Genomic DNA, 14998 nt, shown 5'->3' on the forward strand with positions numbered 1-14998 from the left:
CAAGGTGCCTTTTTATTAACGTCTCTTTACTCTCTCGAGCTGAACATTCTTCATACGACTCATATTTGCATTAATAATTCTTATCAAATACTCTTTAATGCAGATGTGGTTTTAGCATCAAGTCACCACTGCATAACCTGTCAGAATAATTTACATTCCCTTGTAAAACAATCACTTCTAAACGTGGATTGGTTAACATTATTACATTGTACGGTATAGAAAAAATGAATTAATACAGTTAATCTATACCCATGTTTGAGCATCATTGTCTTCCCTACACTCAGACAAGTTAATTTGGAAAATTTAGTTTATCAATGCGCAAGCCATTAGCCCACCACCTGGTGGGCTCTTTTTTGGGCACTCAAAAAGTTCTTACTGATTAACCGATATAAATTCAGCCTACTTCAACCAGGCGAGCATTTGGTAGAGCATGGCGATTCTGGTTTCAAGCTGGCTCTCTTCTAAGATGGCTTGCTTTTGGGGCTCTGACACGGGCAGAAACTCTGTTAAGCGTTCAACGATAAAGTCCATGTGTTGCCAACGCTCAGGCGCTTCTAGAATTTCTACTTGAGGGTGCTTACCTAAATCAGTCAAGAGACTAATCAATTCGTGCTGTTGCTCACCAATCAACTCTTGCGGTAGGTTTTCGAGGAAAGAAACATTGCCGCTAATGAGGTTGTCCGGCAGCGTCGACGTGGAGTTAATTGTCACTCGCTGCTTGCCGAGGCAAGTAATCAGCAAAATCCCATCTTCTCGTTGATCAAAGTCGACAATCTCAACATAAGTGCCGCAGGAAAAAGGCGTCGCGGGAATGCCCGTTTCATTGCCTTTTTTAATCAAGCAGGTAACAAAGCCCTGATTGTTAGAAAGCTGGCGAGCAATCATATCCAGATAGCGCTGCTCGAAAATTTGCAGTCGAAGCACACTATCTGGAAAAACTACCCGCTGGAGAGGGAAAACTGGAAGGACTTGGTTGTCACTTCCTGTATTGTCGGTATTAGGCACGTAAGCCTATACCTCGGTTCAGCAAGTACATGGCAAAACTGGTCAATATTGCGATAAAGACCAAAATAATGGCGAAAGCGATACCAATCTGGATATCAGACTTGCCCAAGAAGCCATAACGGAAGGCGTTAACCATATAAATAATCGGATTTAACTTCGACACACCCTGCCAGAATTCTGGTAACAAGCTGATCGAGTAGAACACACCGCCCAAGTAAGTTAGCGGCGTTAAGATAAAGGTGGGAACAATCGCCACATCATCAAACTTCTTGGCGAATACCGCGTTAATCAGGCCACCAATGGCGAACAAAATTGACGTTAGTAATACCACACTAATCACGACCCAGAAGTTATGAATCTGCAAGTCGACAAAGAAAGACGCGACAATGGTGACGATTAAGCCGGTGAACAAGCCACGCAAGACACCACCGCCAACGTAGCCAGCCAGAATGACCCAATTCGATACAGGCGACACTATCATTTCTTCAATCGAGCGTTGGTACTTTGAGCTGAAGAACGACGACACCACGTTACCGTATGAATTGGTAATGACCGACATCATGATCAAGCCCGGCACGATGTATTCCATATAGCCGAAACCATCCATCTCGCCCACTCTTGAGCCAATCAAGTTACCAAATATCACGAAGTATAGGGTCATGGTAATTGCTGGTGGTAATAAGGTCTGTGACCAGATACGAGTCCAGCGAGTAATCTCTTTAACAACAATGGTTTGGAAAGCAACTAAATTCATGACTTCGGCCCTCCATGTGGATTTTCAACCAGACGCACAAATAACTCCTCAAGACGATTAGCCTTGTTTCTCATGCTTAAGACCGTAATATCATGCTTGCTTAATTCTTGGAACACACCGTTTACCCCAGCGCCTTTGTGCACATCGACCTCGATCGTGCTTTCGTCACGAACTCGAACCTCATACCCATTCAGCTCAGGCATCGGCTCCGGCAAACCGGTCGTATCCAGTACAAAGGTTTCCATGTCCAACTTCGCTAGCAGCCCCTTCATGCTGGTGTTTTCAGCAATTTCACCATGATTAATGATGGCAATATTACGGCACAGGCTCTCCGCTTCTTCTAAATAGTGCGTAGTCAGTACAATCGTGGTCTTTTTCTCACGATTAAGCTCTTGCATGAAGTCCCACATCGAGCGACGTAACTCAATATCGACGCCAGCGGTTGGCTCATCAAGAATCAGCAATTTAGGCTCATGAATCAAACCCCGCGCAATCATCAGGCGACGCTTCATACCTCCCGACAGTTCACGCGATTGAGAATTACGCTTATCCCACAACCCAAGCTGTTCCAATAATGGTTGTGCACGCTTTTTCGCTTCTTTGCGCGAGATACCGTAATAGCCAGCTTGCTGCACGATGATCTGTTCTACGCCTTCAAACATATTGAAGTTAAACTCTTGCGGCACCAAACCAAGCTGCTTCTTGGCGTTAGTCAGGTCAGTATCGATGTCATGTCCAAACACCTCGACTTTACCAGCGCTTTTATTGACTAATGCGCTGATGATACCGATAGCCGTGGATTTACCGGCACCATTCGGCCCAAGCAGCGCGAAAAAGTCGCCCTGCTCAACTTCGAGGTTTATACCTTTTAAGGCTTGCGTGCCATTATCATAGGTCTTGCATAAGTCTTTAATCGATAATGCTTTTGTCATTAGAAACTCTTCGTTATGAAATGTGTAAATTAATTACCGCTATAGCCCCAGCGATGCCCGAGGCTATGCTCTAAATTAAGATGATCAAGAATACGCGCCACCATAAAGTCGACTAAGTCATCAATCGACTTTGGTTCATTATAAAAGCCTGGCGAGGCCGGCATGATGGTGACGCCCATCTGCGACAAACGCGTCATATTCTCTAAATGGATCGTGTTAAAAGGCGTTTCACGCGGCACTAAGATCAACTGCCCTCGCTCCTTCATCACCACATCTGCAGCACGCTCAATCAAGTTATCCGAAGCGCCATGAGCAATAGCGCTCAAGGTACCCGTGCTACAAGGACACACAATCATTTGTTTCGGTGCGCTCGAACCGCTCGCCACTGGAGACATCCAGTTGTCGCTGGAAAAAGCTTCGATGGCTCCTGCATCAATTGATAGTTGCTCTGCAAGTTCACGCTCAATGACGCTGGGCGACTTGTTAACCTGTACGCCGCATTCCGTGGCCAATACCACTCGCGCAGCGCTGGATAGCATCAAGTAAACCTTTTGGTAATGGTTAGTCAATTCTTGCAACAACTTCAGCGCATAAGGCGCGCCTGATGCGCCTGTGATGGCTAAGGTAATTGCAGAGTGATTCGTTGTGCTCATTCAGCTAATAGCTCCAGTAACTTGCCATGGATTCCGCCAAAACCGCCATTACTCATGACAAGAATTTGGTCACCTGATTGTACCATCTTTGAAACCGCATGCAGAATGCTCTCGACGTCAGTTAATATCTGGACGCTTTGTAGCTTTTCAAGTTGCTGCTGAGGAAACTGCCAGTCAAACTCAGCAGGTTTGTGAATGATCACTTCGTCTGCCGCTGCCAGCGTTGGTATCAAGGTATCTTTATGGATGCCTGAACGCATGGTCGCTGAACGCAAATCAACAATCGCGATGATCTTTTTGTCGCCCACTTTATTGCGGAAGCCAGCAAGTGTGGTTTGAATCGCAGTAGGATGGTGCGCAAAATCATCGTACACAGCCACGCCACTCGCTTCGCCCTTAAATTCCATACGACGTTTTACGTTACGGAATTCAGATAAGGCATCGCAACAATGATGCGCAGGAACGCCTGCATGACGCGCCGCAGCGATAGACGCTAAAGCATTAACCACATTGTGCATGCCAATCAACGCCCAATTTACTTCGCCTTGTTTATTTCCCGCAAAGAACACCTCGAAATGACTGCCGTCTTCTTCTAATAGCTTAAACTGCCAGCCATCGTCTGGCCCAATCAACTCTTTCTCAGACCAAAAGCCCATATCCACAACTTGCTGTAAGTACTTTTCATCGTCAGGATAAATGACCAACCCATTGCCCGGAACGATACGCAATAAATGGTGAAACTGGGTCTTAATCGCCTCGATGCCCTTAAAAATATCCGCATGATCAAACTCAAGGTTATTCATGATCAAGGTACGAGGACGGTAATGTACAAACTTAGAGCGTTTATCGAAAAAGGCCGTGTCGTATTCGTCGGCTTCCACCACAAAAAACGGCGATTCCGTTAATCGAGCGGACAGACCAAAGTTCTCTGGAATACCACCAATCAAAAAGCCTGGATTTAGGTTTGAATACTCTAGAATCCAAGCCGTCATACTCGCCGTAGTAGTTTTACCATGAGTACCCGAAGCCGCCAGAACCCACTTATCCTTCAAGATATTTTCCGACAACCACTGCGGCCCAGAGCGATAATTCACCCCCTGCTCCAGCACATACTCCACCGACGGATTACCGCGTGACATAGCGTTACCCACCACCACGCAGTCAGTGTGTTCGGGAATACCCTTAGGATCGAACCCCTGAATCAGCTCAATACCCTGCTCTTCAAGCTGAGTGCTCATCGGCGGATAAACGTTCTGATCACTACCGCTGACCGAAATCCCCTGCTGTTTCGCCAGCAAAGCAATCCCGCCCATAAAAGTACCGCAAATACCGAGAATGTGAATATGCATGAATATATTATGATTAATCTGATGAAACTTTGCAGACAATCATAAGCTAAGCATGATTTTTCGTCATCTTTTCAAGAAAGAAATCTCAAAATACGGTAAAATCGCCACAATTTTGCAGGTTTCACGGCCTGTCATGACATATTCCGTTAATGAGCTGAACTATTCGCGTCATGAGCACAACAGTAAGCGCGGCAAAATTAGCGATAAACGATGATTTTATGTACTAATAAATGAAGAGTTTTGAGCTAATTTTAACAATGCTTACTGCGGCGCAGTAGCTAATAGGAAGCTCGATAGCACAAGTTTTACAGAGGAAACTCTATGCCAAAGAAAAAATACAACGCGTTTTACGCCCAATCCGGCGGCGTAACAGCCGTCATCAACGCCACAGCCTGCGGCGTGATTGAAACGGCACGCAAATCGCTTAACATCAATAAAGTCTACGCTGGCCGTAACGGTATTATCGGTGCTTTGCGTGAAGAGTTGATCGACACCAGCAAAGAAACCAAGAAAGACATTGCTGCACTAAAGCACACGCCATCTGGTGCTTTCGGCTCGTGCCGCTATAAGCTGAAAAGCTTGGAAGAGAACAAAGCTGAGTACGAGCGTCTAATCGAAGTGTTCAAAGCGCATGACATTCGATACTTCTTCTACAACGGTGGCGGTGACTCGCAAGATACCGCGCATAAAGTGTCTCAGCTCAGCGAAAAGATGGGCTTCCCGATTACTTGTATCGGTATTCCAAAAACCGTGGATAACGATTTACCGATCACTGACAACTGCCCAGGCTTCGGCTCGGTGGCTAAGTACGTCGCGGTTTCGATTCGCGAAGCGGCGTTTGACGTTAAGTCGATGGCGGAAAGCTCGACTAAAGTTTTCGTAATGGAAGTCATGGGGCGTCATGCAGGCTGGATTGCAGCGGCAGGCGGCTTGGCTTGTGAAAAAGATGGCGATGCGCCACACATTATTCTGTTCCCAGAAATCGCATTCAACAAAGAAAAGTTCCTAAAGAAAGTTGAACGTACTGTTAAGAAACACGGTTACTGTGCCATTGTCGTATCTGAAGGCGCGGCTTATAAAGACGGTACTTTCTTAGCTGACGCAGGCACAGTGGATGCCTTTGGTCACAAGCAATTAGGCGGCGTAGCGCCAGTAGTGGCACAAATGATTAAAGGTGAGTTGGGTTACAAGTATCACTGGGCAGTGTGCGATTACTTACAACGCGCCGCACGTCATATCGCCTCTGAAACCGACGTAGAGCAAGCCTACGCCATGGGTCAAGCAGCGGTTGAGTTCGCTGATGCCGGTAAAAACGCCGTCATGCCAACTATCGTACGCAAAAACACAAAATCGTACCGCTGGACGGTTGGCGAAGCGAAATTAGCCGACGTCGCGAATGTAGAGAAAATGATGCCACGTAAATACATCTCACGTGATGGCTTCGGCATTACCGAAGAATGCCGCGAATACTTACAGCCACTAATCGTCGGCGAAGCCTACCCGCCATACAAAAACGGCTTACCGCAATATGTGGAACTGAAAAACGAACTGGTAAAAAAGAAACTTAAAACAAAGTTCGAGATTTAAGAACTTCACCTGCTATAAAAAAGGCCTCACTAGAGGCCTTTTTTATTCCCGGGTGCTGACCCAGCTAGGGATATTTATATAGTGGTAGTGGAAAAGCAATCCCGTTACACCACCGGCAAGATTCCAATATAGACTTTCTAAAGTAGTTGAAAATCCAAAGAAAACCAACGTTACCAACAAACCGAGTGAGAATGCGGTGTAATAGTTGGCCATTTTGTATTTAGCCAAAGCAGCATAAACTGGTCCAGCTACAAATATTGCAATAAGGCATGAGACAATTGCCGTAATAAAGTAAAACAGTAACGCCCCACCAACTGCATTGCCGATTAACTCACTGCCGCTGCTCATTAACGAAATAACCATTCCTATAAAAACCACAAGGCTACCTAAGAGCGACGAAAAAACAGAGCTGGTGAAAATATTAGCGATAACTTTCTTCATTGGTATTAAACATTTGAGCTAAGGGCGATGGGTCCCGACCATAATTAATGGAATTAATGGGGTCAGAGTAAACCAAACATACTTAAACATTAATAATCTACTCTGACCCCTTTATTCCTATTCTTTTTAATTGTTGAATCAATTCAAAGTGTAGTTTCAATTTTACTCTTACCTAATTTTACAACTAACGCGAAGCTAAGCCGCCGCCGAAGGCGATCGGCTTAAGGATTTTTTTAAGAGCGGCGGAATAACGCACAGATTCTACCTGACAACCATCCCAGTAAGTGGCCGATGCGCCAAGAGAGACCCGCAATACCCTTGTTGCTGAATTGATACGCAGACCTCCATTCCTCGACGCCTTGAAGATACTGCGTTAGCACATCACAAACAGCATCAGCCGTAAGAAGCTCTTCTGCCACGTAATGTTCGGCAATAGAACCTTCTTGATATTCTAGTATGAAGCCATCGGGAGTCCATAAGGTCTGCATGTATGTCATGGGATCTCTTGAAAGGATAAGAAACGGGGCCTCCTTACCTTCGAGAGCAACGACCGCATCCGAAAGCTCCACTACAGAGGCCTCTTCGTCTAGTTGTAGTGTTGGGCTCGCTAGATTCATGATCTCTTAACGCGCGGTTGTGCGGCAGTGGACGAGTTTGCGAGTGAGCTGTCGCGACACCAACCGCTTGTTAGTTGTTTTACAGGAGTTAATGGCAGAGTTAATGGGGTCAGAGTAAACTTATCAAACATACTTAAACATTAATAATCTACTCTACCCCCTTTATTTAAACGTTTAACTGCAAATCGACCTGACCTCTTGAGGAGTATAAAGTATATTTTCGCACTCAGCACTTGTACAGCTCAAAACTCTTTTAAGCTCATCAGGAGAATACTTTTTAGTAAGGACGTCTATCATCCTTAATGATGTATCAAAATACCTACATTTCGTATTTTTCTCTCTAAGGTAGCTACCAAGTTTAAGTTTCAGATCTTCCAACTTAGATATTGCTATATCTTTTTCTTTATTAGCTTTCTCGACTTTTATTTCTGCACTTTTCTCTACTTTTTCCAATCGATCACGAATATTCTCAATAATCTTACTGTTGTTAGAAATTCGTGATAACTTCATTTGTTCTTCATTGTATTTTGATGAGAAATACTCTTTTTGAAAGTTCTCGAGTGGCTTTATGTCAGTTTGCCAAAATCCATCCCAATTCCATAACATTGTTGAAGCAATAACTAACCAAAAGGCTAAGCCTCCCAACGTTGATAAAAAACCATCACCTTGTTCCTTTACTTTTTTGTCTTCATTTTTTGTTTTATCTGTAGGTTGATTTTCGTTTACCACTGAATACTCCTTTAAAAGTTATTGTAATATTTATTTTGCGTATACTAGCAAGATCAGTAGTTTAGGGGAAGTGTGTGAGTAGATAGGCATCTCTCAAGGGATACAAGCAATGTTTAACTTAGTACGTCATCCCCGCAAAGGCGGGATGACGTACTTGCTAGGGAGTTGCAATTTGTCACTTTAATTTTTAACAAGACCCTGAATTCCCGCAAGGGGATTTCCTTTGGTCACCATTCAGGATGACAATCCTGATGGGTTATATCACTCCTGCTCCATATTAAATTCAATCTTGACGGTTTGGCCGACGCTGGCAATGGGCTGACCATTGGTCATGGCGGGTTTGAATTTCCACTTACGTAAGGCTCGGGTCGCTTCTTTATCAAAAATCTTACGAGGTTCGGAGTCTATAACGGTGATATTCGACAAAGTTCCGCTGGTATCGACGTCATACTTGAGCAGTACCCAGCCTTCAAGCCCACGTTGTTGTGCCACAATAGGATAATTCGGTTGTGTACGATACATGGGCATCGCCTCTGAGTCCTGCGAAAACTCCATGTCTGGTATAGAGCCAAGGCCAGTTGGTAATGGCACATCCAGGTTCGGGTTCCGAGCGATCCATTCATCCTGCAAATTATCGGTCTCAGCAGTCTCAATAACCTGTCCCCTTTGATCTGGCGCGGGTTCCAAAGCGGGTGGTTTTGGCGGTTTTACTTCGCTAGGACGGGGCTTTGGCTTTTCTTCTGGAATAGTAACATCAGCGACCTCAACCGTGGGTGGCTTTGTTTCTTCTTTAACTTGCTCATCGGAGATAAACAAACTCATCAAAAATAGTAGGCCAGCAGTCACTACCGCGGCGAACAATACAGACATTATCATTTTCATACATTTCCCCTTTTTTATAGCTTTCAGGGGTATAAACGTTGCCATAAAGAAAAGGGGTTAAATTTTTTTAGATTTGTTTATAATTAATTTGGCCGCCTATCATAAAAAAGTGGCGTTACATCATAATAACTACGAAGGAACGGGAAGCTTGCCATGCTTTTACTACCAGCCGAAAACGGCATCTCAAAGAACAACCCACCCTATTTAACCATCGCATTGATATTGGCAAACATTATCGCCTACATTGTTCTACAAACGAATGATAATAAAGTCTTTAGCGATGCTAGCGAATATTATGTCCAAGCCAACCTCTTGGAAAAAGAGAAAAGTGTTTTTGAAGATTATGCGTTAGAAAACCGAAGCGAACTGTATCAATCGATTCATAACAACCAGTTTTTACCTGATGAGTATTTGATTCAACTTATTCTGACGGATAAACACTTTACAAACTACATCACAAAGCTCAGTACCTACTCGCTAGAATGGCGACAGAAGCGCGACAAGGTGAATGATACTCTAGAAGAATCATCCCTCTACAGCTACGCCTACTATCCTTCTGAGCCGAGTATTTTTACTGCCTTTACGCATATGTTTATGCACGGCGGTATCGAGCACTTGCTGGGCAATATGCTCTTTTTGTTTTTGTTTGGCTTTAACTTAGAGCTTTTACTCGGCCGAGGAAAAATGTTCGCTTTATATATCGTTTCTGGCTTAGCCGCAGTGACCTTCTTTTCATTGACCACCACCGATAAGTACGTGCCCTTAGTAGGTGCCTCGGGAGCTATTGCTGGGCTTATGGGAGGGTTTTGTGGCTGGTACGGACTTAAGAATATTCGTTACTTTTATTGGCTATTCGTGATCTTTGATTACATCAAGTTACCCGCAGCGCTGGTGTTTATATACTTCCTCGCCAAGGAATACATCATGTCCACTATCAGTGATGATAACGTCGCCTACATGGCGCACTTTGGCGGTTTAGTGGCAGGCTTTGCTTGCGCCCTAGTCTTCAAATATCTACTTACAGGAAAAGACGAAGAGCCGGTGGAAGTGGCTGTGCCAGAAGTACCGCCAGAAAACCACTTAAAAGCCAAGTATGACGAAGCCTGTTCAGCCTTTCAGCAACTGGAGTTTGATCGAGCAAGAACACTGTTTTCACAATTGATTGAGCAAGATCCTCACAACATTGATTATTACACGAAACTTTACGCGTTAGAAAAAATAAATCCCAAGTCTCGCAGTTTTGATGAGCTGTGTAATACCATCGTTTTACGAGGCATAAAAGACCAGCAGTTTTGTAAGCTCGCGGAGGTTTCGTTGGGCGAGCTTACCAGTAACGGGCATGGATTGAAGGCATTACCCGTCGATACACTTACTGGCTACTCAATGCATTTAGTGAAAAAAGGTGAGCTACACCAAGCCAAGCCTGTGATTAACTTCGTGGTCAAGCACTATGATTTTAACGAGCAGGTACCGAAATTACTGTTTCAATTTGGTTTAGCTTGCGAGAAAAATGATGATCACATGACTTACAAAAAAGTGTTCACCTATCTCAGCAAAAAGCACTCAGATACTTTTATTGGAGAAGAAGCAAAAAAGGCTTTAGCCAAATCCAGCTAAAGCCTTCTCTGTTTCAAGTCGTATTGAATTAGGCCGACGGTGCCTTTTGTTGCATGGATTGGCAGACCTGCCTTAGTTGCTCAGCTTCTTTCTGATGAGAACCTCTGGGGTATTTACTGAGAAGCTTGTTGAGCATGCTTAAAGCACTAGCATCATCATTCATCACCTCGGACTCGAAGCGAGCACGAGACAGCATAAGCCAAGGTAAATTGACGTCGTTCTGCATCTTCTCATTAACAGAGGCTAATGCATTCACGTCTTCTAAATAGCGTTTATGCTTCATTTGATTCACCAGCACAGCACGAGATTTGGCATTCATTGGTTTGAAACGTGGCTCAAAAGCAAGGATTTCCTGATATAAGCGTAGTGCCTCGATACCAATACTGGGAAGATTCGGGTTCTGATAATAGTTATTAGCCGCTTTAATCGTGCCAGCTGGGTTGCGACGCACCATATTCAATCGAACCAAACGCTCTAAAGCTTTAACCGTATGTCGCTTATCTTGCGCTAAGTCATAGAGAACATCTTCTGCATCTTCAAATCGCCCCTCTTGGATATAGACATCAGCCTTCGCTAGTAAGCGCTTTTCTATAGCTTCGGGACTGTCTGTATCAATCAGGTTTTCAGAGTCAATGCCATAACCTAATTCAACATGGTACTGGAAAGCGACATACCCAAACATATTAAACTTCACAATATAGAAATAGGCCAAAGCAGCAAATAGCATTGGGTAGGCGATGGCTTGTGGCAACCAAAAGTGCAATTGGCTTTGTGCGAACTCTAAGCTAAAGTCGATCAGGAATGAAAAACCGAATAACAATAAATAAGGCCAGCCAATGGCTCTAACGCAACTCGCAATCCTTGCGGGGTTAACCGCAGAGGTGACATGCTTCTCCATCGCTAAAACGATTAGCATTGCTGGGGAAGAAAAGGATATTACGGCCAAATAAGGTATAACGAACCCAGTACCGAAGAAGGTAACGCCTAAATACCCCAAACCAAATAAAACCAGGTACAGGCCGATGACTTTGCCAGTCATCGAGTCCGAGTTAAAGGTTAAAGCCTCATCATAACTGGGCGCATCAAACTTACCTCTGGCGGTTCGTGTCAGTACAGTAAACACATAACCGATGCCAATCGAGTACAAGGCTAACAACAGTAGTAACTGGATCATCGCAATTGGAATAAAGTCCGTGAGCAGGCCGATCACAAACGCAATCCCCATATAGGTTAGCAGGAAGTTATACGCATTTTTCTGCCACGGGTATTTGTTGAACTCAGATAACTTGTTCCAAAAAGGCGTGACTTTATCGCTGACACCGTAAGACTCTAAGTGCGTACGGCAGAGTAAACAACGTGGCGCAATTTCACGCTGGTTAATATCACAGCAGTTCAAACAAAACGATATATCGCACTGATGGCAGTACCACTGCGCTTTTTCTTGATTATGGTATTTACAGTTCATTCCTTGTCCTTTGACAGAGTCATTATATTAGCTTTTGTAGTTCTTATTTTTTAATATCTGCGTGTTACTTTACCAAAATGAGAATGCTTTCTCACTACGAAACTCTCCTTACAAACAAAAACACCGCAGAGGCGAACCCCAGCGGTGCTTCATTGTCTTTAAGTGACTTTATAAAAGCGGTGCGATCACCAAGGACACAATCGCCATCACATTAATTAAAATGTTCATCGATGGACCAGACGTATCTTTGAACGGATCGCCGACGGTATCACCGACGACTGTCGCAGCATGGGTATCAGAGCCTTTACCGCCATGATTGCCCTTCTCCACGAACTTCTTCGCATTGTCCCAAGCACCACCAGCATTGGCCATCATCAGAGCTAATGCAACCGCGCTGATTAGCGCCCCACCTAGCATGCCACCAAGCGCTTCAGCGCCAAGTAAGAAGCCTACTAGTGGCGGTGAAGCCACAGCAATGACGCCGGGTAACACCATTTTCTTTAAGGCGGCGGTCGTCGCGATATCCACACATTTTTTCGTGTCTGGCTCAGCAGTACCTTCCAACAAACCTTTAATTTCTCGGAACTGACGTCTGATTTCATGAATCATGGCAAATGCCGCATCGCCAACCGCTGTCATGGTAATTGAGGCAATTAAGAAAGGAATGACGCAACCAATAAAGAGTCCCATCAGCACCGTGGGATCACCTAAGTGCAGAATAAAGCTCGCTTCGCGGTGCGCTTCGAGAGTTTCCACGAACGCCGCAATAATCGCCAACGCTGCTAGCGCGGCAGCACCGATGGCAAAGCCTTTACCAATCGCTGCGGTGGTATTACCGAGCTCATCGAGTGAATCAGTAATCTTGCGCGTATCCTCGCCGAGGCCACCCATTTCTGCGATACCGCCAGCGTTGTCCGCCACAGGACCGTAGGCATCAATCGCCATGGTAATCCCCACCGTCGCCAACATACCGACCGCGGCGATACCAACGCCATACAAGCCCGCCAGTTCGGTTGAAATATAGATAATGGCGGCGATAGTTAAGATCGGAAGTACCACGGATTGCATACCTACCGACAAACCAGTAATCATGACGGTCGCAGAGCCGGTTTCGCCGGACTTAGCAATTTTACGCACTGGCTTGGCCGAGGTGTAGTACTCAGTGACTAAGCCAATAATGATGCCGCCAATAGCGCCACAAAGCACTGCTAACCACACATTAATTGAAATGCTCATGGCGCTGAGGAGGAAGTATCCTGCGATAATAAAGAGTATCGCCGAGCCAATGGTGCCGACTCTCAATGCGACCTCTGGGCTTTTGCTCGACATCAATTTCACCATGACGATACCCAAGATTGAGCAGATCAGTCCGACTGAGGCTAACGCCAGCGGCGCTGACATTAATGCGTTTTTCGAGCCTAGGTCGGTACTCACCAATGTCGCTGCAATAGCAATAGAAGCAATCATAGAGCCACAGTATGACTCAAAAATATCGGAGCCCATACCCGCGACATCACCCACGTTATCCCCTACATTATCGGCAATAACACCAGGATTTCGTGGATCATCTTCTGGGATGCCCGCTTCAATTTTCCCCACTAAATCCGCGCCAACATCCGCTGACTTTGTATAAATACCACCACCGACGCGGCTAAACAAAGCCACCGATGAAGCACCCATGCCGAAACCGTGAATATAGTGAGCGCTTGCAGGATCTGAACCGAAGTACCAGTACAAAGCCCCTAAACCGATAAGCCCTAATGAGGCGACACAAAGCCCCATAATAGAGCCGCCAAAGAAAGCCACGCTTAAGGCCTCTGCTGCTCCTTTGCTGTGGGCAGCGGTTGTGGTTCTTACATTGGCTTTGGTTGCAGTGTACATACCGATATAACCAGCCAGTGCCGAGGAAATTGCTCCGACCGCAAATGCCAACGCAGTGTTCGCCCCCAGAGGTGAAAACCACAGGATAATAAGCAAAATGCCCGCAAATATTGCGAGCATTTTATATTCTCGGTGCATGAAGGTCATAGCACCTGTATGGATAGCATCTGAAATTTTCTTTATTGAGCTATCCCCTTCTGGGTATTTCTTGACTACGCCATAGATAATAAAAGCGATTATCAAACCCAGCACGCCGAGTGCTGGCGGCAGATATAGCATCTCTTGCATAAAGCCCCCAATTGTTTTATCTCATTGAATGTTATATAAATTTTCTTTTTTCCAAATTCAGTCTATAGCAGTTTTATCAGTTGTACAATTTATATACAAGCTGATTGTTGATTAACCAATTTATTTTGTGAACAAAGACCGCTATAATACGCGCCCTCTGGGGGCTACTGCCCCACGCACTAACACGCAAATAAAGGTAAAGTAATGAGTTTGGATAACGTACCTGCTGGTAAAAACGTCCCAGAAGAAATTAATGTAATCATCGAGATCCCTGCCCACAGCGATCCTATTAAGTATGAAGTGGACAAGGACACAGGCGCTGTATTCGTTGATCGTTTCATGGCGACTTGTATGCACTACCCAACCAACTACGGTTATGTCAACCAAACTCTGTCAGCGGACGGCGATCCAGTTGACGTATTGGTACCAACACCATTTCCATTAATTCCTGGCTGTGTCATTCCTTGCCGCCCAGTTGGCGTTTTGAAGATGACTGACGAATCTGGTGAAGATGCGAAAGTTGTTGCCATTCCTACAGGTAAATTAAGCAGCATGTACCAAGGTATCCATGAAGTTGACGAACTTCCTGAGTTATTACGCAACCAAATCGAGCACTTCTTCCAACACTACAAAGATCTAGAGCCAGGCAAGTGGGTTAAGATTGCTGGTTGGGAAGGCGCAGAGTCTGCTAAGAAAGAAATCCTAGACAGCATAGAGATGTTCAAAAACAGCTAATCTGTTTTAATAAGCATCATTAAAAAAGCCCGCAACATTATTCTTGTTCGCGGGCTTTTTTGT

General features: G+C 44.9%; 14 protein-coding genes. 3 read left to right on the forward strand and 11 right to left on the reverse strand.

Features of this window, described 5'->3' with window-relative positions:
- Positions 1–399: 399 nt before the first annotated feature.
- From TQ33_RS09000 to mpl, 5 genes are read right to left on the reverse strand one after another with little or no spacing between them, the layout of a single operon-like run.
- Positions 400–1005: an LON peptidase substrate-binding domain-containing protein gene (locus TQ33_RS09000; protein ID WP_046561757.1), complete on the reverse strand. Its 606-nt coding sequence runs from the start codon at positions 1003–1005 to the stop codon at positions 400–402.
- Positions 998–1759, reverse strand: a complete 762-nt coding sequence (locus tag TQ33_RS09005; RefSeq protein WP_046561758.1) for an ABC transporter permease — start codon at positions 1757–1759, stop codon at positions 998–1000. Before TQ33_RS09005 ends, TQ33_RS09000 begins: the two co-directional genes overlap by 8 nt.
- Positions 1756–2691, reverse strand: a complete 936-nt coding sequence (locus TQ33_RS09010) for an ABC transporter ATP-binding protein (RefSeq protein WP_046561759.1) — start codon at positions 2689–2691, stop codon at positions 1756–1758. Before TQ33_RS09010 ends, TQ33_RS09005 begins: the two co-directional genes overlap by 4 nt.
- Before the next feature lie 29 nt (positions 2692–2720).
- Complete coding sequence (locus tag TQ33_RS09015; RefSeq protein ID WP_046561760.1) at positions 2721–3344, reverse strand: flavin prenyltransferase UbiX; 624 nt, start codon at positions 3342–3344, stop codon at positions 2721–2723.
- Positions 3341–4693, reverse strand: coding sequence for a UDP-N-acetylmuramate:L-alanyl-gamma-D-glutamyl-meso-diaminopimelate ligase (gene mpl, locus TQ33_RS09020; protein ID WP_046561761.1), 1353 nt, complete (start codon positions 4691–4693; stop codon positions 3341–3343). Before mpl ends, TQ33_RS09015 begins: the two co-directional genes overlap by 4 nt.
- 321 nt (positions 4694–5014) lie before the next feature.
- Here mpl and TQ33_RS09025 point away from each other — a divergent pair, with 321 nt between their 5' ends.
- Entirely contained in the window at positions 5015–6280 is a 1266-nt protein-coding gene (locus TQ33_RS09025; protein ID WP_046561762.1) for a 6-phosphofructokinase, read from the forward strand.
- Between the two features lie 42 nt (positions 6281–6322).
- Here the strand turns inward: TQ33_RS09025 and TQ33_RS09030 are convergent, their stop codons facing one another.
- The 4 genes from TQ33_RS09030 to TQ33_RS09045 form a co-directional block, all read right to left on the reverse strand.
- The gene (locus TQ33_RS09030) at positions 6323–6721 is read right to left on the reverse strand and encodes a hypothetical protein (RefSeq protein WP_144405970.1); all 399 of its coding nucleotides are present in this window, start codon (positions 6719–6721) and stop codon (positions 6323–6325) included.
- Positions 6722–6954: 233 nt separating this feature from the next.
- On the reverse strand, positions 6955–7218 hold the full coding sequence (locus TQ33_RS09035; protein ID WP_144405971.1) for a hypothetical protein: 264 nt from the start codon (positions 7216–7218) through the stop codon (positions 6955–6957).
- Positions 7219–7512: 294 nt separating this feature from the next.
- On the reverse strand, positions 7513–8067 hold the full coding sequence (locus tag TQ33_RS09040) for a hypothetical protein (protein ID WP_046561765.1): 555 nt from the start codon (positions 8065–8067) through the stop codon (positions 7513–7515).
- 261 nt (positions 8068–8328) lie between these two features.
- Positions 8329–8949, reverse strand: a complete 621-nt coding sequence (locus TQ33_RS09045; RefSeq protein WP_046561766.1) for an energy transducer TonB — start codon at positions 8947–8949, stop codon at positions 8329–8331.
- A gap of 153 nt (positions 8950–9102) precedes the next feature.
- On the opposite strand from TQ33_RS09045, the gene TQ33_RS09050 reads away from it, so the two are divergent.
- Positions 9103–10566, forward strand: coding sequence for a rhomboid family intramembrane serine protease (locus TQ33_RS09050; protein WP_046561767.1), 1464 nt, complete (start codon positions 9103–9105; stop codon positions 10564–10566).
- A gap of 28 nt (positions 10567–10594) precedes the next feature.
- On the opposite strand, the gene TQ33_RS09055 is transcribed toward TQ33_RS09050, so the two are convergent.
- Entirely contained in the window at positions 10595–12031 is a 1437-nt protein-coding gene (locus TQ33_RS09055) for a B-box zinc finger protein (RefSeq protein ID WP_046561768.1), read from the reverse strand.
- 168 nt (positions 12032–12199) lie between these two features.
- A complete protein-coding gene (locus TQ33_RS09060) occupies positions 12200–14200 on the reverse strand; it encodes a sodium-translocating pyrophosphatase (protein ID WP_046561769.1) in 2001 nt (666 codons plus the stop codon).
- A gap of 204 nt (positions 14201–14404) precedes the next feature.
- Here TQ33_RS09060 and ppa point away from each other — a divergent pair, with 204 nt between their 5' ends.
- Positions 14405–14935: an inorganic diphosphatase gene (gene ppa / locus TQ33_RS09065; RefSeq protein WP_046561770.1), complete on the forward strand. Its 531-nt coding sequence runs from the start codon at positions 14405–14407 to the stop codon at positions 14933–14935.
- The last annotated feature ends 63 nt before the right edge of the window (positions 14936–14998 follow it).

Source organism: Kangiella geojedonensis (assembly GCF_000981765.1).
Classification (GTDB): domain Bacteria; phylum Pseudomonadota; class Gammaproteobacteria; order Enterobacterales; family Kangiellaceae; genus Kangiella; species Kangiella geojedonensis.

What these genes read in the sequence shown, in the direction of transcription:
- TQ33_RS09005 (WP_046561758.1), bottom strand. Translation starts at nt 1,759, where the DNA reads ATGAATTTAGTTGCTTTCCAAACCATTGTTGTTAAAGAGATTACTCGC.
- TQ33_RS09010 (WP_046561759.1), bottom strand. Translation starts at nt 2,691, where the DNA reads ATGACAAAAGCATTATCGATTAAAGACTTATGCAAGACCTATGATAAT.
- TQ33_RS09015 (WP_046561760.1), bottom strand. Translation starts at nt 3,344, where the DNA reads ATGAGCACAACGAATCACTCTGCAATTACCTTAGCCATCACAGGCGCA.
- mpl (WP_046561761.1), bottom strand. Translation starts at nt 4,693, where the DNA reads ATGCATATTCACATTCTCGGTATTTGCGGTACTTTTATGGGCGGGATT.
- TQ33_RS09025 (WP_046561762.1), top strand. Translation starts at nt 5,015, where the DNA reads ATGCCAAAGAAAAAATACAACGCGTTTTACGCCCAATCCGGCGGCGTA.
- TQ33_RS09030 (WP_144405970.1), bottom strand. Translation starts at nt 6,721, where the DNA reads ATGAAGAAAGTTATCGCTAATATTTTCACCAGCTCTGTTTTTTCGTCG.
- TQ33_RS09035 (WP_144405971.1), bottom strand. Translation starts at nt 7,218, where the DNA reads ATGACATACATGCAGACCTTATGGACTCCCGATGGCTTCATACTAGAA.
- TQ33_RS09045 (WP_046561766.1), bottom strand. Translation starts at nt 8,949, where the DNA reads ATGAAAATGATAATGTCTGTATTGTTCGCCGCGGTAGTGACTGCTGGC.
- TQ33_RS09050 (WP_046561767.1), top strand. Translation starts at nt 9,103, where the DNA reads ATGCTTTTACTACCAGCCGAAAACGGCATCTCAAAGAACAACCCACCC.
- TQ33_RS09055 (WP_046561768.1), bottom strand. Translation starts at nt 12,031, where the DNA reads ATGAACTGTAAATACCATAATCAAGAAAAAGCGCAGTGGTACTGCCAT.
- TQ33_RS09060 (WP_046561769.1), bottom strand. Translation starts at nt 14,200, where the DNA reads ATGCAAGAGATGCTATATCTGCCGCCAGCACTCGGCGTGCTGGGTTTG.
- ppa (WP_046561770.1), top strand. Translation starts at nt 14,405, where the DNA reads ATGAGTTTGGATAACGTACCTGCTGGTAAAAACGTCCCAGAAGAAATT.